At 58.9% G+C, this 19,838-nt stretch carries 21 protein-coding genes; 16 read left to right on the top strand and 5 right to left on the bottom strand.

Annotation, left to right across the window (positions count from 1 at the left end):
• Positions 1-216 precede the first annotated feature (216 nt).
• Positions 217-690 carry a hypothetical protein gene (locus BM070_RS22970; protein ID WP_092942407.1) on the bottom strand — a complete coding sequence of 158 codons (474 nt, stop codon included), beginning with the start codon at positions 688-690 and terminating at the stop codon, positions 217-219.
• 516 nt (positions 691-1,206) lie between these two features.
• Between BM070_RS22970 and BM070_RS24520 the strand changes: the two genes are divergently transcribed.
• From BM070_RS24520 to BM070_RS22930, 14 genes are all read left to right on the top strand, one after another.
• Entirely contained in the window at positions 1,207-2,181 is a 975-nt protein-coding gene (locus BM070_RS24520) for a hypothetical protein (RefSeq protein WP_139222923.1), read from the top strand.
• Between the two features lie 21 nt (positions 2,182-2,202).
• Positions 2,203-2,688, top strand: coding sequence for a DotD/TraH family lipoprotein (locus BM070_RS22965; RefSeq protein WP_092942404.1), 486 nt, complete (start codon positions 2,203-2,205; stop codon positions 2,686-2,688).
• Between the two features lie 32 nt (positions 2,689-2,720).
• On the top strand, positions 2,721-2,915 hold the full coding sequence (locus BM070_RS24515) for a hypothetical protein (RefSeq protein ID WP_139222922.1): 195 nt from the start codon (positions 2,721-2,723) through the stop codon (positions 2,913-2,915).
• Complete coding sequence (locus tag BM070_RS22960; RefSeq protein ID WP_092942401.1) at positions 2,912-3,814, top strand: type IV secretory system conjugative DNA transfer family protein; 903 nt, start codon at positions 2,912-2,914, stop codon at positions 3,812-3,814. Before BM070_RS24515 ends, BM070_RS22960 begins: the two co-directional genes overlap by 4 nt.
• Positions 3,815-3,931: 117 nt before the next feature.
• Positions 3,932-5,044, top strand: coding sequence for a type IV pilus twitching motility protein PilT (locus BM070_RS22955; RefSeq protein WP_175518588.1), 1,113 nt, complete (start codon positions 3,932-3,934; stop codon positions 5,042-5,044).
• Between the two features lie 165 nt (positions 5,045-5,209).
• The gene (locus BM070_RS22950; RefSeq protein WP_092942395.1) at positions 5,210-5,797 is read left to right on the top strand and encodes a hypothetical protein; all 588 of its coding nucleotides are present in this window, start codon (positions 5,210-5,212) and stop codon (positions 5,795-5,797) included.
• Between the two features lie 399 nt (positions 5,798-6,196).
• The gene (gene parM / locus BM070_RS22945; protein WP_092942392.1) at positions 6,197-7,351 is read left to right on the top strand and encodes a ParM/StbA family protein; all 1,155 of its coding nucleotides are present in this window, start codon (positions 6,197-6,199) and stop codon (positions 7,349-7,351) included.
• Between the two features lie 6 nt (positions 7,352-7,357).
• Positions 7,358-7,912 carry a hypothetical protein gene (locus tag BM070_RS24510; RefSeq protein ID WP_139222921.1) on the top strand — a complete coding sequence of 185 codons (555 nt, stop codon included), beginning with the start codon at positions 7,358-7,360 and terminating at the stop codon, positions 7,910-7,912.
• A gap of 23 nt (positions 7,913-7,935) precedes the next feature.
• A complete protein-coding gene (locus BM070_RS24505) occupies positions 7,936-8,430 on the top strand; it encodes a lysozyme family protein (RefSeq protein ID WP_139222920.1) in 495 nt (164 codons plus the stop codon).
• Positions 8,403-9,257, top strand: coding sequence for a hypothetical protein (locus BM070_RS24500; protein ID WP_139222919.1), 855 nt, complete (start codon positions 8,403-8,405; stop codon positions 9,255-9,257). The genes BM070_RS24505 and BM070_RS24500 overlap by 28 nt, the downstream gene beginning before the upstream one ends.
• A 1-nt stretch (position 9,258) precedes the next feature.
• The gene (locus BM070_RS22940) at positions 9,259-9,855 is read left to right on the top strand and encodes a hypothetical protein (protein ID WP_139222918.1); all 597 of its coding nucleotides are present in this window, start codon (positions 9,259-9,261) and stop codon (positions 9,853-9,855) included.
• Positions 9,852-11,552, top strand: a complete 1,701-nt coding sequence (locus BM070_RS22935; RefSeq protein ID WP_092942386.1) for a helicase HerA domain-containing protein — start codon at positions 9,852-9,854, stop codon at positions 11,550-11,552. Before BM070_RS22940 ends, BM070_RS22935 begins: the two co-directional genes overlap by 4 nt.
• Before the next feature lie 20 nt (positions 11,553-11,572).
• Positions 11,573-12,454 (top strand): hypothetical protein, encoded by an 882-nt coding sequence (locus tag BM070_RS24495; protein ID WP_139222917.1) that lies wholly within the window; start codon positions 11,573-11,575, stop codon positions 12,452-12,454.
• A gap of 290 nt (positions 12,455-12,744) precedes the next feature.
• A complete protein-coding gene (locus tag BM070_RS22930) occupies positions 12,745-13,341 on the top strand; it encodes a hypothetical protein (protein ID WP_139222916.1) in 597 nt (198 codons plus the stop codon).
• A gap of 235 nt (positions 13,342-13,576) precedes the next feature.
• On the opposite strand, the gene BM070_RS24490 is transcribed toward BM070_RS22930, so the two are convergent.
• From BM070_RS24490 to BM070_RS22915, 4 genes are read right to left on the bottom strand one after another with little or no spacing between them, the layout of a single operon-like run.
• Positions 13,577-14,221: a hypothetical protein gene (locus BM070_RS24490; protein ID WP_139222915.1), complete on the bottom strand. Its 645-nt coding sequence runs from the start codon at positions 14,219-14,221 to the stop codon at positions 13,577-13,579.
• 1 nt (position 14,222) lies between these two features.
• Positions 14,223-15,227, bottom strand: a complete 1,005-nt coding sequence (locus BM070_RS22925) for an RAMP superfamily CRISPR-associated protein (protein WP_092942380.1) — start codon at positions 15,225-15,227, stop codon at positions 14,223-14,225.
• Positions 15,224-16,018: a hypothetical protein gene (locus BM070_RS24485; protein ID WP_139222914.1), complete on the bottom strand. Its 795-nt coding sequence runs from the start codon at positions 16,016-16,018 to the stop codon at positions 15,224-15,226. Before BM070_RS24485 ends, BM070_RS22925 begins: the two co-directional genes overlap by 4 nt.
• Positions 16,011-16,736, bottom strand: coding sequence for a hypothetical protein (locus BM070_RS22915; protein ID WP_092942374.1), 726 nt, complete (start codon positions 16,734-16,736; stop codon positions 16,011-16,013). Before BM070_RS22915 ends, BM070_RS24485 begins: the two co-directional genes overlap by 8 nt.
• A 174-nt stretch (positions 16,737-16,910) precedes the next feature.
• Here BM070_RS22915 and BM070_RS22910 point away from each other — a divergent pair, with 174 nt between their 5' ends.
• Both BM070_RS22910 and BM070_RS22905 read left to right on the top strand, forming a co-directional pair.
• Complete coding sequence (locus BM070_RS22910) at positions 16,911-18,488, top strand: helicase C-terminal domain-containing protein (protein WP_175518587.1); 1,578 nt, start codon at positions 16,911-16,913, stop codon at positions 18,486-18,488.
• A 202-nt stretch (positions 18,489-18,690) separates the two neighbouring features.
• Positions 18,691-19,838, top strand: a 1,148-nt coding sequence (locus BM070_RS22905) for a hypothetical protein (RefSeq protein WP_139222913.1), incomplete at its 3' end; no start/stop codon positions are given.

Raw genomic sequence — 19,838 nt, 5'->3', positions numbered from 1 at the left:
AAAAGCAGGCCTGCGGCGAGCCATCCTGCAAGGACAAGCGCAACTTGTCTTTTGTAAGAAGTGTTACCAAAAGTACAAGCATAAACACAACAAAGAACGTCGCCACCGCTATGGATGCGATGACTGAAATCTTCCAACACCAGCATTCTTTTGTTGCTTCACTTGTCATGTCCACATAAGTATCACCATTTTAGCTGACGTTTTCAACTCTCTTTGTCAGTTGAGGTTCAGTCGCCTAGCCAGTTCCAACCTTGCCGGCAACTCCAACTCGCGCAGCCGGGGCGCCAGTTGGTGCTCCATCCCAAGATCCATCACCCACTCCTGGAGACAGGCGGCATCGATCTCCATCTCGCCGCTGCCATCCCAGAACACAAGCCACCTCTCGAAGCCGATCTGATCCAGGACAACGCCCTTCGTCCCGTAGTCAAAGGTGAACATGTCACTCTCGCTGGCGACCAACGAACCGATGACAAGGTCAAAACGCCCCTTCGGGGCCACCTTGGCAAGACCCACCCTGTAGAACCCAGGCCCCTCGGGTAGGCCCTTGAAGGCGTCGTTCCACAACGCGCCACGCTCCTCGTTAGCAATGCAGGCGGTCACATGGCGGCGGCTGTAGCCCCATCTATCGGCTAATGCCGACACCGTCCACCTCTTTTCGCGCAACAGCGCCATCACTTCAGACTTGTGCATGTGAGAAGTGTACTTCTCACTTTTCAAGCGAGTAGATAGCACAGGCCACCACCGAATCGCGCCACAGAGCACACCCACAACGATGCCCAAATGCAGTATGGGATGCCAAAAGAATCCTTTATGATCCTTTTTGGATCGCTGAAGACCGTTATAGATCTTCCGGCAGCGGTCGCCGGGTGGGTCGCCATACAAGATCCAATTCAAAGATCCCAAAATGATCCACAGAGACCATTTTGGATACTTTTAAGATCCATTTTGGATCTTGAGAGGCGCCTATCTACCCCTTTTAGGTCCTTCGTGGGTTGTCTGCTAGGGCGCATAGCAGGCCCAGCAACGGAACGGACCTCGGGGCGAGCCTGCAAAGAACATCAGCCGCGAAACTGAAGCTGACAAGGCGCCAAGCTGGTGCGCCAACACTGCAGCAACAATTCATGTGCAGCTTTCACTTTCCTACAGTAACGGGGGTAATAATAGGTTGCAGGAGGGCGCAGGTCAGTGGTTTGATGCGCCAGCAACATGACTTTGAACTCGAACTACCCACCCCTTGGTCGGCAGCAAGCAACCTCGGACACCTATGCGGCCCAAGGCCTCAGGCTCGCCGAGAAGTTGGCGAAGACGACAGGCTCTAGCGACCCATCGATCATTGCCGCATCTTTTTTGGCCTCGGCGAATCGCTATTCACAACGGACCTTTCGGCTCTACAAGGCTCAACTGATCGAGCACATGACACGCCACAGGGTTGCACCAGGCGTGATCAAGGTGTTGATGGACGCATCCAGCAAGAACTGCACGAAGAAAGGTGGTCCAGGAACCAGTGGCAACAAGGCAAAGAAGATCAGTCAAGTCGATCGTGAGCTGTTGTTAGCTCGCCTACGCAAAAGCGGGGCTGCAACGTCTTGCCTGGCGGCCGACTACTTCGAAGCAGGTCTACTCATCGGACCCCGGCCAGCCGAATGGGCAGGAGCAGAGCTTAGGGTCATCAGCACACCACGACCACTGGACGCGCCAGCGACTGCAACACATCTGCTGAAACTCCCTAACGCCAAGCGAGATATGAACGGCGTCCGCGGCAACGGAGACTTCCGACTGGTGTATGCCTCGTTAAGCGCTGCCGAGGCGGCACTGATTACGAGGGTCATCGCGGATGCAACGAAGAATGAGCATTCCTGGGCGGCGCACTACAACCGCTTGAGGGTGTCTCTGTTCCATGCGGGGAAGATGTTGTGGCCCAAGCGGGCCAAGATCCCTTGCTTCTACACAACACGACACCAGGCCCAGGCTGATGCAAAAGCCACAGGAATGAGGCTCAACGAGATCGCTGCCATCTACGGACACGCATCTGATAACACCGCAACAAGTCACTACGCAAGAAAAAGTTCAGGCGATAAAAATATGTGCAAGGTAGCCGCCACGGCAGTATCATTAGCCCGCGTGCGCAACCAAGAGGCGACATCCAAGCATCTTTTACGGGAGCGCAGAAACAGTTTGTGACAATTTAACGGATCTTTGCCCATGAGTTTTCGAGGTCTCGGCCTTGCTACCGCAACCGCCTCTGCAGCCATCTTCCTGGCCGGTTGCGCAACGCAGCCAGAAGTCAGCAAAACGACCGGCCCCTCCGATGAGCTATCCAAAGCATTGAAGGAAGCAGCGACCCGTGCAGTAGAGATCCGCGTGCGTCAGGTCGCCATGCAAGCAACACCGACCACGGCATCGACTGCAATGAGCGACGAACAGGCAGTCCCTGCGACCGCAAGGATCGACATCGATTACGTCGGCCCCGTCGAGAACGCCACACGCTTGCTGTCGCGCCGACTCGGCTGGGATTTCAATGTCGCAGGCAAAAAACGGAGCGAGGTGATCGTTTCGCTTCGGCATGAGCAACAAGACTCCGTGACGATTCTTCGTGACATCGGAACCCAATGCGGGCAACGGTGTGACGTGCATGTGGAAGTGGTCGAGGGCGGCAAGTCTTCGGTCGCGCTGTCTTACCGTGATTGACTGATCTGAACTTTTGGAGAGGGATAGCTGAGATGACGAACGCAGACAATGCAACGAGCCAAGCAGGGCAGGGGGCTGACGGGGAAGATGGCGTTGAACCCCGGGTGGAATACGTGAACCCCACATTGCGCTCGCTTGCCGAAGCTTTCCCCCATAGCGCGGAAGAAGGCCCCGAGTTCGCGGAAGAAGGCCCCGAGTTGGGCGGCCAGGATTCGCAAGGGCAATGACCAAAGCTCTCACGTGGTCAATAGCTGCCGCAATGCTGAGCCTGGCTGGCCTGAGCATCGATAGCTATGCTCAGGCTGCCCCAGGGAGTGACGTTCCCAAGCCAGCAACTCTCAAGACCACTGACTCCCCATCTTCCTTGCGCATAAAAATGGTTCGCGAAGCGGCCATGTCTGCAGCCATGCGCTCAGGCCTTGCCAAGCAAAGCGAGGCGATCAACAAGCTCCTTGATACGTACGGCCGTCTGCTTGACGATGCGTATGACTTTCCCTCACTGATGCTGGCCAATAATGTTGTGCCGCCAGTGATCCGGAAAATGGAGAACGTGACCGAGCAGCAGGGCGACATGCTGCGGTACAGCTCCATGCAATTTCAGATCGTCCGCCAAGCGGCGTTTGCGACGCGAGCGCCGACCTGGCGGACGTACCTGCCCCTCCCAATTTGGAACGATCTGGGCAGGACACATCCATCACTCAAACCCGCGAACGGTGAAGAAGAGGCCGCAGCAAAGGCTGGCCTTGAAATCGGCTGGAACGCCGGTGTGGAACAAGCGAACCAGATGTTCTACAAGGGCCTGACTCGACTGCAGAACGATTGGATCGGAATGAACACATACCATGCCCTCCTGAAGAGTGGCATGGTCACACAGCCCATCATCAGCCGCCACGACGTGGCGATTACCGGCGATGCATCCAAGATGATCGTTGACGAGAGCACTTACAAGATTGAAGCAAAGCCGGTCTTCAATCCCAACCTCTCGCAGTGGCTCGCGCTGATCGACCGATCCAGCACATCGAAAATATTCGATGAAATCAACAAGCCATCGACCGCAGAGGCGGATCGAATCAAGGTTACAGCGCCCACGATGGATGACCTCGTGAAGAGCTGGTCGGTGCGCTAACATCAAGGCGCTTGACGCCTTCTACGTATGCAAGTGCCAAAGATCAGGCGGCCGTTCCAAATCGGCTCATTGAGACTCAAGCTTCTCGATTGGGAATCGACAAACTCCCAACGACCGATGAGCTTCAGGACCAGTGTGGATGTCAACGAAGCGATTCGTGAGGCACTGCTGCACAAGCCCTCTAACATCCACATCACCGTTGGTCATCCAATCATTCTGGAAATCAAAGGCTCGCTTTCACGAATGACAGCAAGCCCGATAGATCAAAATGAATTCGAGCAATTCGCCCGAGTGATCCGCGGAAAGGAGGGCGCAACCAGCATCCTCTCCCAAAGTTCGGACTACGACGGCGGCTTCACCATCGATGACATCGCAGGCAACAGGCGTCGATTGCGCGTCAACATGACCGCACTCAATTCTGTCCGCCACCCTGGAGCAGCATCGTTCGTGATGCGCCCGCTTGATGACATGCCCCCGACGCTTTCGCAAGTTGGCATGCCCGAGGAGCTGATTCCATATTGCTATCCGAAGGACGGCGCTGTGTACGTGGTCGGCCCCACGTCATCAGGGAAGACATCCACCTTCGCCGCATTGTTTCGTTACGCAGCAGAGACAGGCAACGCCTATCACGGCGTGATGCGCTGCTACGAATCCCCGCCCGAGTTCGCACTGGATGATCTCTCCTCGGAACACCTGATCATCGACCAAGTGGCCGTGAACGATGCATGGGGACTCAAGACCTTCGCGGACGCGGTGCGGAATGCCATGCGCGCACACCCTTGTGCGATCATGATCGGTGAGGTTCGCGACTTGGAGACTGTTCAGGCCATCGTCGAAGCCGCGCTGACTGGACATCCCGTCTTCGGCACCGTCCATGCAACCAATCCAACGGTTGCATTTCAACGGTTGATCACGCGCTACCCAGCCGAGATCCAAAGCTCAGGGCTGTACGACCTCATCAGCACTACGCAGCTCATCATTGCTCAACGACTCGTCAAGTGCCTTGATGGAAATCTAGCTGCTTTACGTGAGTGGCTCATCTTTGATCCCTCTGTAAGGAGCAAGCTATACAGGGCAGGAAGCCCTGGAGCAGTGGCAGAACAGATGGCCGTCTTCATCAACAACAAGGACTACGGCCAGTCCTTCGCGGAGTCTGCGCGCCAACTGTTTGAAGAGGGCCGGATCGACGAAGCCACAGCGTTAGAGTATGGAGCCATTACGCGCCCATAGGTCGTCAAGATAGATTCTTCTGGAATTCCGCAGCACAATCCGACTGTTCCGGTCCATTTGGATTGACCATCAAGCTGCGGATGTGGCAAGATGCCGCCGCGTCAAGCCGGAAGAGAAGAGAACTCTGGCTTAGATCGCGACAAAGCACTAGAACTACTTAGCGGCATGACCGAAATACTTGACTCCGCGACGGTCGAAAAGCTTACCGAGGAGGGACGGAAGCTGATCGACCTGATCAGCACCGATCCCGCCGGGCGTCCAGACATGGACTTTGGTAAGGCCATTCAGGTCATCTCGATCACTCGGGGGGCGCTGAAGTACGACATCGCAGCGGAACTTCCGCGGCGACTTGACTGCTGCCAAACCTGCGGGTCAACCTCGCTCATGAAGCACGGACGATACGTCCTGCGCTTGGCCGACCTCCCTTATCAGGAGCCCAGCGGCTTCGTCATGCCTGTCGAGTACGCAATCAGCGCGCAACGATACAAATGTGGACATTGCGGAGTAGGAGATGTTGAGCCCCTACCCGAAGCGCTGACACCCGTACTCACCAGCGCCCGGATTACGCGCCGCCTTTCCAAGTGGTTGCTGTACATCATGCAGACGCAGACACCGTATGAAGTGATAGCCCGAATGACGGGCTACTCCAAGGTCTGGGCTCGAAAGTGGTATGCAGAAGCGCGGGTGGCTGCGTCGTTGCCTGGCAAGCCGGCGAACAAACCTGGCAGGCGCAAGAAAAACGAAAGCCGCTGAGACAACCTTGGCCGCCGCAAAAAAATAAGCCGCTGAGATCAATCAGCGGCTTATTTATTCACTCAGCGGGCGCCTGGCGCGGGGTGTCAAGCGTGACCCTTGGAGCCATCGCCTCAGCAACATGGACAGGCCGCCAAAGCCCAGCCCCTTTTTCCCCAACCAGATCATCAAGGCAGCCCAGCCAAACCCGCCCACAACGAACCAGGTCGGGTGCCAGAAGGGCATAACAGGGAAGGGCAGCAGCGCAGATGCAGGGATATTGGCCACCATAAGCCGGTAAGCCGTCGCATGCCAGTGATTGGAAAAGTCTGATGCCATCGCCTTGCTCTTGGTGAAAAAATACCATATTATTGCGTTTAGGCAGCATCCATAAACGCGGTATTTTTCTGGAGAGTTTACATGGCTAAAGAAGCAGCTCAAGCACGCAAGAGCGACGACAGCGCAAAGCAAACGGTGACCTTTGTGGGCTGCGACGACGGTCACGATTCGATCAAGATCGTCGCTCGTGAGTGCGAGGTGCAGCCGGACGGCTCCCTCAAACAAGTCAACGCTGTACAGCTGACGATGCCTTCCAAAGTCGTCCGTGGCAACAAAGTGCTGGCCTTGACGAACGAGAACGAAGGCGGAGGCATCTACATCACTGACGACGAGGGCGACGGAGAGCAGGCGTTCACCGTGACGGACTCCCTGTCGCAGTCGGATGTTATCGACACACGAACCATCTCTTACCCAACATCCTCGGTCAATCGTGTGCTGATCCACGATGCTCTCATTCAAGCTGGGCTCGGCGGCAAGGATGTGAGAATCGTGACGGGCCTGCCGGTAGACAATTACTATCTGCGCAACGGATCTGAGCGCAATATCGCACTCATCGAAGCAAAGAAGAAGAACCTCTTGGAAGGCAAGATCCGGCCTCTGAACAAGAACAAGAGCGCGGCCAACATCGTCACCCACAACGTCGCGTGCGAAGGCATCGCGGCTGTGTTCGACATGGCCATCAACGAAGACGGCAGCGATAACCGGGAATTCTTCGACCTGTTGTCGGAGGGGCCTGTTGGCGTGATTGACATTGGCGGCAAAACCATCGACCTGGCAGTCGCTTTCATCGAACGTGGCCAGCATCAGATCGACCGGTCACGCTCCTCTTCGATCGAGTTTGGCATGCTGAAACTGATGGGCGCGATCGGCGATGAGATCGCAAAGAGCTTCGACATCACCGACATCCCACCGCGCCTGATGCTCCGGGTGCTGAAAGAAGGCCGTCTGAAAATCAGCGGCGAGTGGACGGAAGTGCGGAGTGAAGTGGACAAAGCAGTCGCTCGCTGCATGCAGGACATCTCCGGCCGTTTGCGAGCAGCCTGGACCAAGCCGTATGACCTGGGCAAGATCATCGTTGTGGGCGGTGGGGCCTACACCCTTGCCGAACCGATCAAGACTGGTCTTTATTCGCAAGCCGAGGCCCGCTCGGAACCCGAATATGCCAACGCCCGCGGCATGCTTAAGCTGGCAATGAGCGCCTACGTGCGTTCCGCGCAGCGCGCTACGTCGGAGTAATCGATCATGGCCAAGGGACCCGGAACCTCCGGCGTCCAATCTTTGCCGGTCAAGGTGGTTATCCAGCCATCGGCTGGCACGGATGGACAGCTGTTGTTTGAAGCAGTTTCGATTACACATAACAAGTCCGGACTGATCAACCAGTTGGCCATGCGCGGTTGGCTGAACCTCCTGCATGGCACGCCCGCCGTTGAGCGATCGATCCAGTTGCGCATGATCGGCCTTCCCGACGAGGTCATCGCTCAACTGGATGCACTCGCACCCGTGCCGCATTTCCTCGCTATGGATGGCGGTCAGCGGGCAAGCGCGACGTCAACGCCACAGGCCCAGCCGGTCGTTCGGCCGCAGCCCCAGACTCATCCGCGTCAGCCGGCAATGCTCGAACCTGAAAGAGATCCGACACCTGCGACCGCTGAACCAGTTCAGCAACGCCAATTGGAAGCAGAACCGAAAGAGGTTCAGCCACCAGCAGCTCATCCCGACTCATCATCCAAAGGAGGAACTGTGTTCTCTCCCCCTCATGCCGGCTCCGGGTTTGGTCGTGACTGGGGCTTGTCCTGATGGATGCTGCGCCAGTCTCGACCTTGTCCTCCGACGCATGCGTCATCGTCGCGGCGCAGGAGCAGGGCGTACCTGCGGACTTGATGCTGGCAGTGCGCTCCGTCGAGCGAGGTACGCCGGGACAATTCACGCGCAACACGGATGGAAGTCTGGACTTCAACGAGCCGGGGCTAAACAGCAGGACAGTGCAGCAGTTGGCCCAGCAGGGCTGGGACGTCCCGAAGCTGCTGCATGACGGCTGCTATGCAATGCAGGCTTCAGCCTATTGGATGCGGCTCAAGCTCCTTGATGTACGAGGCAGGCCTATTCCGTTGCTGTCTCGCGCAGCTCGCTACAACAGTGCGACCGCGTATCACAACGTGAACTACCAACAGGTACTGCTGCCGCGACTGCGCGACTGGTCCTGCCACCTTTACCACTTCTGGAAGGTGCCTGCTGCATCCCTCTTCGCGGTAGCGAGTGAAGTAATTTCTGAGAATGAGTTGCCAACATGCAAACCACAAATGAGACTCCGCTGAATACTATTGACCGGCACCAGTTGATCAAAGCAGGCCGCGATCTCGTGAAGCTCCAGATTGCACATGCTGCACCCGCAGTGGGCATCACATCGCAGAACCTGTACGCCTGGCTCAAGGACATCAACCGCACCACTCTGGGCGAGCCAAAGCAGATTGCTGCGATGGAGATCTTCGGCTTGCTTCCCAGTGGACGCCTAACAGAACATGCTCTTCACGCGTGGCAGTTGTCCAGCTCTGCCGCATCCCAGGTTGATGTATTCCTGGAGCGCGAAACAGGCATCTCCGATGTCATCATCCGTCCAGCCTTCACGGAAATTCGCAACAAGCGTGATGGGTCAGTCACCCGGAAATTTCTCGGCGCATCTGTCGAATGGAGGGCACCAAGAACTGCCCTCAAGCGTGGCTCCGCCGACGCGAAGGATGGTTGTCGCATGGTCGGTTGCCGTTTGATCGTGACGACCGTGGACATGGAGCTACCGGCCCTCATTCAAACACTCGTCTCGGCATTCGGCGCCCGCTCCAAAAGCAAGCCAAAGGTCCTCGAAGCACTGAATGTGACGCCACGAGCAGCAGAACAGGTGTGGCGCAGCTCGATTCGCAGCCGGGTTACACCACCGCCGAACAAGGGACTTTTGCCAATCGATCAAGACATCGTCGGCATCGACCGGCCCGCGGCCGAGAGTCCTCGCGTCGTCCTGGGCGACATGAGCAAACGCTTCAAGCTCCTGATGGATCAATTATCGGCAGCGACGAATCGACCGGTTGCCGCCAAGGACCAAGCGCTTTTGCGCCGTGCCAATGAAGCACTGAGCGCGTCGGAAGGCTGACATGACTACGACCATTGAATCAGGACGAGCCGGGCTGCACGCTCGCCCGCGGAGTGATCACCGCAAGCTGGTGAAGCTGGCTCTGTTTGTTCTCGCAGTGCTGGTTCTCATGGGCATCGGGGCTCTCGCTGCCTATCTGCCATATGCGAAAGGCTCAAACGCCCTGCAGGCAGCGCTGGAGCATATTGAGAACGGCGCCGTGCCCAACGAGCCGCCCGAATACGCTCAGCTCATGGATAAAGAATCGAGGGTTCAGCCTAAGGCTGCAGTGCTAGCCGGCACTTACACGAACATCACCAAGGTCAACGGCGTCACGTACAACGCGGTGATCGCGCTGCAAACTGGCGGCAAATACGAATATGCGCTGACGGTCGGAACGCCTCGCGTTTACAAGCTCTACAAACATTCTGGTGAATGGTGGGTCTCGGGTCGCGTACTGAACATCGTCTTCAAAGAAGGCGACGAGTTCTTGGCTGCGCCAGCGAACCGGGATCACAAGACACCTGCGCGCGAGCACATCCTGGCCGTCACCCCAGATTCGATAACGCTGCAGGCCCACTATGGAAGCCCTGTCGTTTTCAATAAGGCAGCGCAATGATCATGTCAAACGATGATCACGCAAAGATCCTCTGGGGCTACGAGCACAGCAGCGCCAATTCATCTCAGCGCGTAGGGGTCTACACCGACTTCGGTCAGGTCGTGAATCCGCACATGATGATCACGGGTGACACGGGCTCTGGCAAGACCCACACGATTCGGCACGCAATCACGGAGACCGCGCAGAGCAGCCCCCGCCCCATTCGATTCCATGTGTTCGATGTGCATGGAGACATTCGCATCGCCGATGACCTGTGCTCCATGATCGAGTTCTCAGCTCAATCGCCCTATGGCTTCAACCCGTTGAAGGTTAACCCTGATCCGAAGTTCGGAGGGGTCACAAGGGCCATCCAGGACTTCATCAACACGTTAAAGCTCTCGCCCACCCAGTCACGTAACTTAGGCCCCAAACAAGCTGACGTGCTGCGCAACCTCCTGCTGGACGTCTACACGGCCGCCGGCTTCGAGCAGGGCAATCCTTCGACCTGGACGGAAAGCAACGAGCGCCCCGCAGCACCTCTACTGCCAGGTCGCATCTACGTGGACATTCCGATTGCCGAGAACAACCTGGCCAAGGCGATCGCTGAACAAGACGCCGTAGACCTTCGGTTTGATGGTGCAACGAAGTGCTGGCACGTGAACACCTATGAAGGTGGCATCACACGGTGGCCACTAAAGAAGTGGGGCAGGGTGTGCCCGACCCTCTCCACACTGGTTGCCTACGCAACGCGCCGCCGTCAGATGGCTTTTACCGGCCTTGGCGAACACGAGTCTGCTTTGCTGGAGAAGGTCCATAGCAAGGCCAGGGCTGTGTCCAAACAGCTGCAGAACCGCGCGAAGGCACGCAACAACCATGGTTCGGCCTCAGACGAGGACGACAAGGCTGCCGAAGATCTCGCAAAGGCCAAAGACGCCTTCCTGGATGGGTTCAAAAAGTACGTTGATCACATGGAGCTGGGCTCTGCGCTGGAGGACCTGCTGAAGTACGACTCGTTCGACTCGCTCAGCACGGTCAAGCAGATCATCGACACGCTCGCGAACTCGGACATCTTCAAGGATACGCCGCCTCGGTTCGACCCGTCCAAGCAGGTGTGGCGGTACAAGATCGATGCCATCAAGTTCGAGTATCAAAAGTTCATGATGGACGTCCGGCTGCGCGAGATCTTCGACCATGCCAAGCAGCTCGGCGAGACGCCGTACCTGCGCGAGGTGATCGTGATCGACGAAGGCGCAAACTTCGTCGAGAAGGACAGCGAGCACATCATCAATGTGATCGCCGTGCAGGCCCGCAAGTACGGCCTGGCGATCTGGTTTGCCTCGCAATCGCCGACCCAGTACCCCGACTCACTGCTCACATCAATGGCGACCAAGGTGATCCTGGGTGTGGACCCGAACTTTTGGCCAGCCGCTCAGCGGCAGCTGCGCATCGAACCGGAGACGATGAGTTGGATTCGCCCTCGCGAATCGCTCATCGTGAACCGCAAGTTGCAGGGGCAAAGCGTCCAGAAGTGGGTCAAGGTTATCAGCCCCTCTCGTGTGCCAGGCGCACAGCAACATTCGGCTCCAGCACCGCGGCCCGCAGCGCCCTACCAGCAGCAGCGCAGCGTAGCACCTGCGGAACATCGCGCTCCTCCGTCCGCCATGGAGGATGACGTGTTTGGCGCCGTGGCTGACCTCCCGCTTCGGCGGGCCCGATAGCGTCATAGCGAAGCGAAACCATGAGCAGCAGTACGGATCTGGGAATCATCCCCGCACAGTTCAAGTTACCGATCGGCAGGAGCGCTGTGGTCGATGGACTGGAAAAAGGTTTGGCGTTCGATGAGGAAAACGGGCTGTTCCGACTACTGAACAAGGACACCGACAAGCTCGCCGTACTCAAGGCCAAGCCTGCGGCCTGGAAGTGGTGGAGTGTCCGCTTCCTCACGGCCATCGGAGGGGTCACCGTCATCGGGTGCATCGGCTTCACAGCGATGCACCTCACCCGTCAGGTATCAACAAAACCAGCGACTGCCACCGTCGCGGTGATGCCGGCGCAAGACCTACAGCGGAGCACAGCCCCCAGGACGCAGGATGAGCGGAAAGACGAACCAGAAGCCGCTCCGAAGTCCACAGGCCAGGCGCCCGCATCTACGACACCAAAGCCGTTGACCCCCGCACCAACAGGCCCCACCTCAGGGTCAGTTGCGACAGCCTCCAAGGCTCAGTCTGTGCCGGTGCAGCGCAACCAAATGCCTCCTGCTGCAAGCCTGCCCCTTGCCCCGAGTCCAAACGCTCCTCGGCCTGTGGAGGCGCCGGCATCTGCGAAGCCAGCCATCGAGCCAACCAAGCCGGCCCTTGCTGTAGCGACCAAGGCGCCCACGCAGGAGCCGATTCAGAAAGCTTCCACTCCTAATTCAGCAGGGGCTGTGGCTGCGCCAGCGAAGGTCTGGGCAGTTCGTGTCGAGCAAAACGGAGTGACATTTTCCGCGTCCAACAAGTTGTTCCGTGTCGGGGAAATGCTTCCCAGCGGAGAACTGCTCGTGGACGTCGATGCTGCAACGGCAACCTACGTAACGGACAAGGGGCTCCGCCAAGTCAGGTCTACGGCCATCACACGATAGCCATTCATCTGCAGTTTCGACCCGGACATCCTTGCAGCTAACCGCCAATTCAAGCTCGTATCACGGCAGCTTCGGAACCGATTTTCTGATTTTTTGATGGCGATATTTATTGGTAGATGAGAGAATTGGAGGCATCTTTCACAGGAGGTCACATGAGTTTTTCGCCTACGCTCGACATCGAAACTGTCGTTCCACGTACCCCCAGTCCGGCTTCTACGGCAGCACCTGCTCCAACAACCAATCAACGCCCTGCGAGCGCCGCTGAGACACAGCCTACCGGCCGTGACCCCATGCTCGCCCCTCGGGAGGAGAAATCGGTGGCGTTCGACTCGATCCGGGATCTGATCACCAGCCAGGTGGCCGACAGCGTCTTCACGAGCGATGCGGACATGTACCTGCGCGAAGGTATCGTCCTGAAGGGCAAGCACTTCGGACTGCAACTCATCAGTACCGAAGGCGTGGTGGTCATCGACAAAGACTGCGTCCTGCTTCCCTCCAGCACCCGGCCCTGCAAGATCATCGCCAAGCGCATCGCCGTCATGGGCCAAGCCGCCCTGAGCCGTTTGCAGGCGGACGAAACCCTGCTGGTGCTCCAGGGAAGCCGGTTGCTCGTGCAACACATGATCTACGGCCGCACACTGGTCGTCTCGGATGATTCGGAAACCATCGTGACCGAAGGAACTCGCAAGCTCTTGCCGCGCGAGCGCCGCGCCGAGCAGGTCTACAACGCCACCGCACGCGAAGTACAAGGCGCGCAGTCGTTCGACGATGCGGTCCAGCAGCACAATGCCCGTATCGAAGCAGCACTCGGCGAAGACCTGATGACTCCCGAGGAAGAAGCATCCCAAGCCGAACGCCACCATGCTGGCCTGACGGTGGTGCGCTAACCTCACCCAGTACGCTATGGCTGGCCAAGTTCAACCAGGCAAGCCGAGCGTAGGTCGCAAGTCGGGAAGAATGAGGGCGTTTGAACCAACTCTGACGGTTCAAACACATCCCTCTTGGATAGCTGAAAAAGTCGCACCACCATGCTGCGAAGGCTGCAAGAAGTTGTCGAACCAGTTCTAGGCTCTACAGGTCATCAGCTCAACGCCACATGATGGTGCAAACACGATGATACGGTCAAAGATCTGCTGGCCACCATGCCTGCAGGCGCAGATCACGACTCCAGTAGGGCGGGACAGCTCTTCCAGCACAGCGGTAGCGCTGTGCTGCATATGGGTCTTCGCTGTGAACGCCCGGCAACGGGCGTTTCCAACAGCACACGTCGGCCGATGCATCTTCGACCACACGCACATCCCGCACCAGGCCAAGGCCTAGATGCCGATGCGCCCCTAAGGCCTGCAGCCCCTGCAGAAGGCCCATGATCTCTCCCTGATCCCCGATACACCAGGCGGTGGCGTGCGTCGCCTGGCGGACTGCAAAACGCTTGCGCGTCACTTTGGTGAGCCCTCGATCGAAATCGACAGACGTTGCATGATGCTCACGCGCGTCATCCAGCAGTTCGAGAGGCCTCGCGTTGCGGTGCAGAAATCGATCGGTAGCAGGCCCCACGAAGGTGATGTCGATGGCCGAGGCCATCCATACAAACTCGCCGGCCGCCCAGCGCTTGTCGCGCACCGATCGCACCGGCAGGCATCCGGGCTCAAACGGCAGTTCCTGCCGGCGGCCGACGCACGCAAGCAGCAGGGCATCGAACAGGGGAGGGTGGCGGTCAGGCACCGCCGTCAGGCCGCCCAGAACGATGTCAACGCGCAAAGGCTTCAATTCACGCTCCGAGCAGTTCCCGCAGGCGTTCGCGCTGGGCCTCCGGCGCCTTGGCCATGGCTGCCAAGGCCTTCTCGGCCGGCTTGACGAGCTGCTTGAACGCCGGGGTACCGGTGAGCGTCACGATCCCTTCGTCATCAGCTTTTTGCTCGAAGAGATCATGACGGATCTTGACTCCTTCCACATAGCGAAAACGTTGCGCCATGACTCCCCCCCATCCGAGATGAACACGGCCCCCCAGTTGCTGGGTTTCGAGCAGGTCGAGCAATGCCAGCAGGTAAAGGCCTCGCTGCTCCGGCGTGCTCTCGGGAGCGAGCTGCGTTCGGAAGTAGAGCGGCGTGCCAGGGGTGATGACCTCGTACGCAGCCGCGGCTTCGCGGCGTTGGTCGTCGTCGAGCAGATCGACGTCCACGCCGCTGTCGCGGCCCCGGCCGATGTCATCGACCTTGCGCATGACACGGTAGCTCACCAGTTGCCAGGGCTCGATTCCGCGGGAAGAAGTGGGCGACAGGTCCGCGAATTTCTCGGGCACCAGGCCTGCGTCGATCGTCTGGTCGATCACCGGCACGAGGTCGCTCTGGATATACCGTGCTGCGTTGCGCATTGACCCCCCCCCGAACATGCCGAAGAAGAGGTCGCCACGCGAGGCCTCGTACTGTTTGAGCGTGGCCACGCCACCGCTGAGCTGACCCGCAGGCGCATGACCATTCTGCATGGCGTAGTACATGGGCTGGGACATACGGCCGCCATCGGCCGTGAGCGCGGCGCGCACGCGGCGCGAGGCATGGCGGCGCAACGCGCCGACGATCCCACTGGACGGAAAGATCGGCACATCGCCGTAGTAGCGGCCGCGCACGGTGAGCGGCATGTTCACTGTGGAGACCACGGGAATGCCGTCGTTGTCCTTGCTGGACACGAAACCGTCACGCTGCAGTCGCAAACCCTTCGAGCCAGCAGAGGTATGCAGTGGGGAAGTCGTAGTCAGAACGCCGTGGATCACGATCATGATTGGGCCGAGGGAGTGTTGCGGTGGAGGATGGGAGGGCGAGCGAACTCACCCAGCTCTTGGCTTCGCTTCGGCCGCGCCAGCAGCAATGCGGAGAGCGCCCAGCGCTCGCCCAGCGAGAGGTTGTCGAACACGTCCAAGTCGTCCATCACCTGGGGCTCGGCACTCGCGCGCAGCACGCGCTCATGGGATGGAATGAGGCGGCACAGATCCGCGACATCGTCATAGATGCTGAGGTTCAGCACTGGCCACTGGTAGTTGGCGCCGAGAGCCGCGTTGCCAGCGGCTCCTAAGCGACCGAGAGCGCTGTGAGCGCTCTTCACTGCCTCGCGGTCGATGGTGAGCGTCTTGCCGCCGAGCACAACGCCGATGCTGCGTGCATCGTGGGTGACAGGCGCCTGCCACAGTACGTGGCCAGATGAGCGGGTATTGAACACCGCGACGTAGGGCGGCGGTGCATGCAGGACCATCCAGCACACGTCTTCTGCGCTCCACATGCGCAGAGCGCTGGCCGGCGTGAATACGGCGCGACTGAACCGGCTCATGAAACCCGTCGTGGTGGACGTCGCAACGACGCATGCTCCGCAGATCAGTCCATGGGCCGCGCGATCGAGGCTTTCGAACGCGCTGAACTCAGGCCCTGGCACGAAGGGTTTGGCAGGACTTTTGCCCTTGATCAGCGGTACTCCGCACAGGCCGCAGTTGCAATCGGTTGGCGAAGCGGGAAGATCCGCCGGCTTGAAGCCCATGGCACCAATGGCCAGAGCAGTGGGGCTCAAGAATTCATTCATGCACGCTCGCTTGATGGATGGCCCCGAATCCGCGGTTGATAAGCGCTCCTGCAGCCCAGTGGCCATGCAGAACAACAGGTAGCTCAAAGGCGACGGCCGCCACACGCACGAAAGCGTTGGCAGAGGTCCTGCGCAGCTTGGGAACTGCGCGCTCGCGCTCGCAACGGACCACCACAGGCTGCGCCAGATCCAGATCGCAGCCCAGCATCTCTAGCTGCCTTGCAAGACCGCGACGCACCAACTGCTGCACATGCTGCAGTTTCTGCGCCCGCGACGCTCTGGCCCACAGCTTGTGCTGCGTCGCGTCCCGGCACACGATCATCTCAGGAATCTCATAGAGCACGGGCGTCGGAGCAGAGACGATACCCACGTTGCGGTCTTCCCAGCGCGGAGCGGCGAGCACCGCGGGCAACCGCTCATTCTTCACAGCCACATTCGCCACGCGTCGCACAATTCCTGTCGCGGTCTCACCGACTGCATGTAACAAGCCCCAATTCCCATCAGTCGAGAAACGGTAGGGTGACAGCGCGTTGCGCGGGCGCCCATCCTGAGAGTGATTGAAGATTCCGTTGACTTGTTCATCGGTCAACTCAGCCACACCTTTGATCTCATCGAGCCATAAGGAGCAGGCCTCCCGGAAATCGCCGGTTGCCATTGGGCGGGGCATGTAGAACCCCAAAATTCCCTGCCTGGAATTGATGATAATTTTGTGTGGCATGCCGAAAAATATACTTGTTTATTCTTTTTTCTGCAAATACACTCCGACCCCGTGCTCACCTGCAGAATCCCCACAGAATGCCTGCCACGCCTTGCGGCGCGTGGAGTCATTGCCACACCAGAAACCCTGAACCGACTGGCGACGTACTGCGCAACGTCGGTGAAGCCCATGGCCATGCCCTGGAAGTTCGCTCCGGGGCTGATAGCGACCATTCCTGAAGGGAGCACTCCCGCAGCAGTCGAGAGGGCGCTGGCCAGTTGGGCCCTGACAGCCGCAACGGATTGGACCTGGATCGACCCTCCTTCTGCGATCGATTGGCGCCCCGAGCAGCGCATTTTGCTTGACCAGGTCGCAGAGCTGCGTCGGGATGCCATCGGCATGCTCGAAGGCGGCACCGGGATCGGCAAGACCCGGGCATTTGCCTGGCTCGCCTCAGCAGCTGATCAACGGGTCGTGATTGCTGTACCGACGTTGTCAATCGGCTCGCAGTGGATTGAGGCATGGAAGCTCTTTTGTGATGCCCCCCTGGCGCAGGCCTGGGGGCGATCCCATTACAGCGACAACGAAGCGCTGGCCATCGAGCTGCAGGACCAGGCGCTCCAGGCGGCGGGCGCTGCCCGAGCGGTGCTATGCACCCACCAGATGATCCCGAAAGTGCTTGAAGCAGCCAGCAGCCCCAGCATGCTGCTGGTCGATGAAGCCCACTTGCTCAGCGCCTCCATGGCGGGGCTGGCAGGAAAGTTTGTTCCAGCTGCCGTGCTGGGCCCCTGGATCACCCGCTGGTGCAACCAGCAGACGCTGCCAGGCGCAGACGACGAAGAGATTGAGCTGGGCGGCCGCATGCGGGAACTGGTGGTGCGCCGCTTGGTCCCCCAACCCGAGCAGCACCAGACCTGGCGCGCCAGTGTGGTCACCCGCCAGGGGGGAGAACCCCTCTTGTGGGTGCGCCACGCAGGCAGCGTGGACACCGTGCTGCAGCAGCTGTGGGCCCGGGTGAGCCAGGCTGTGCTGTTCAGCGGCACGCTCAGCTGGCAGACCTATGCCGGGGTGAGGACCCTACAGCACCAGGCGCGCCGGCTGGCGATCCCCGCAGCCCGGCTCCAGGATCTGGGCCGTGTGCGCGCGGAATGGCGCGACGAAGGCGTTACGGTGCTGCGCCCGGCGCGAGAGCAAGGCGTAGACGGCAAGGCGTGGCTTGGAGCCTACCGTGGCCGCGAAGAGATTTGGTGGCCCGAAGCCGCAGACGCGATCCTGGACTTCAAGGGAAGGGGAGGCAAGACGCTGGTGCTGGCCAACTCCTACGCCGATATCGCCGGCATCGCGGAAGCGATGGGGAAAACGACCGGCGTCGTGGTGGCCGAGAAGGGCATGCCGATGGACGAGCAAGCCAAGAAATTCGCCCGCAAAACGGCCTGGTGCTGGCTGGCCACGGGAGCAGCTTGGACGGGCATGGACACCAACGTCCCCCTGCAGCGAGTGGTGATCACCAAACTGCCTTTGCCAGATCCTCAGGCCATGCGTCTGCTGGCCCATCCCCAGGACGCCGTCTACGACGCAGTGGCCCGGCTGCGACAGGGCGTTGGTCGTCTGGTGCGTGCAGCCGGAGGCACTGGTCTTGAAATTGTCATCATGGACGGGCGGATCAACGATCTGCGCCCACGCTGGCGTACTATCTGCCAGCCGTTCATGCAGGTGCTGGGCGAAGAGTTCGAAACCCATGGGATTTTCGTCCGCAGCCCCAACAATGGGTGAACCTGATTACGCCTCGGCTCCACCACGAAATCGCTGAAATTTATTGCGATAAAATTATGTTGGAACGACCCAAAAAAAAGTCCCGTTGGCGCGGGACTTCTTGGGAATGAACAGTGTCTGACCGGTGAGTCTTCCAATGTCCTTGATTGCGAATCTGGATGTTACATCTCGCTGGTCTCTCCGTCAACGACAAGGAGTTGCCATGCTTTCGAACGATGAGACACCTCAGATGTCCATGGTTCCCCCGCCTGATACGGATGCCGAGTTGGCACTTGCTGCATCGCTGCATCGCAAACGGGGCAGCCGCCGGCAAATCAATCCTGACGCCAAGCCAGATGAGTTCCAAGCCGAATTCTCTGTCATCGGTGAAAAGCAGTTCAAAAATCCGCTGCTGTTCCCGCCCCCCAGCACCAAAGATCTGGACAAGCCCCGAAAGATCGTTTTCAGTCGCCCTGATGATTCAGTGCAGCAATCTGTCACGATCCTTGGCAACAACGTCACGGCCGGCTACACGACCGTCACGCTCAGCGTGATCGCTGTCGTCAACGACATGTGGAAGGACCTCGGCCGAGATCCTGAGGGCTGGGTTGTGGGGTCCTATGCGGAAGTGGCCAGACGTCTTCAGTTGTCCCCCGACAATCCGAGCCGCAACCGCAAGCTCGTGAAAGAGGAACTGGAACGGCTCAAGCGGTGCCAACTCGTTTTCTCAAATTTCTACACGGAAGCAGAATCCAAGAAAAATTCTGAAATCACCTACTTCCAAGAGTATTTCTACGAAGAAAGCAAGCAGAACCCGTCCCTGAACCGCTTCAAGGCCCGAATCCATCCATACATCGTCAACAACCTACAGATCGGCCACATCGCATCGTTGCCGCTACGAGCCCTTCTGCAGTTGAAGAACGACAACAGCAAGCCCGTGCTGCTTAAGGTCGATTCCGCCCTGGCCGTGCAGAGCATCAACAAGATCGAACTGTCGGCGACATCCATCCTCGAACTTCTGGTGTTGGATGGTGAGAGCCAGTGGTACCGCAAGCCCAGCACTCGTTTGAAAGTGCTCACCAACATCCAGACGGATATCGACGGCAAAGAGCTATCCAGCGGATGGAAGGTCAACGTCACGGTGGAGCCTGTCACCAGTGGCGGCGACTACAAGCTTGTGTTCACACGAGGGGCTCGGGTTGCAGCGCCCGCCGGTAGCAACCTGCCAGAGATCCTGAACACTGACCAGATGCTCGTTCAGTCGCTCGTCAACGCCATGATCGCAGTAACAGGCGAGACGGATAAAGAGAAACTCTACGCCATTTACGCACGGTCCTACCCAGAAGACCTGATCTACCGCGTCATCTCAGA

Source organism: Paracidovorax wautersii (assembly GCF_900113035.1).
In the GTDB taxonomy this organism is placed as follows: domain Bacteria; phylum Pseudomonadota; class Gammaproteobacteria; order Burkholderiales; family Burkholderiaceae_C; genus Paracidovorax; species Paracidovorax wautersii.
The sequence above is the reverse complement of the archived record's forward strand: the minus strand, read 5'-3'. Positions and strand labels throughout refer to the sequence as shown.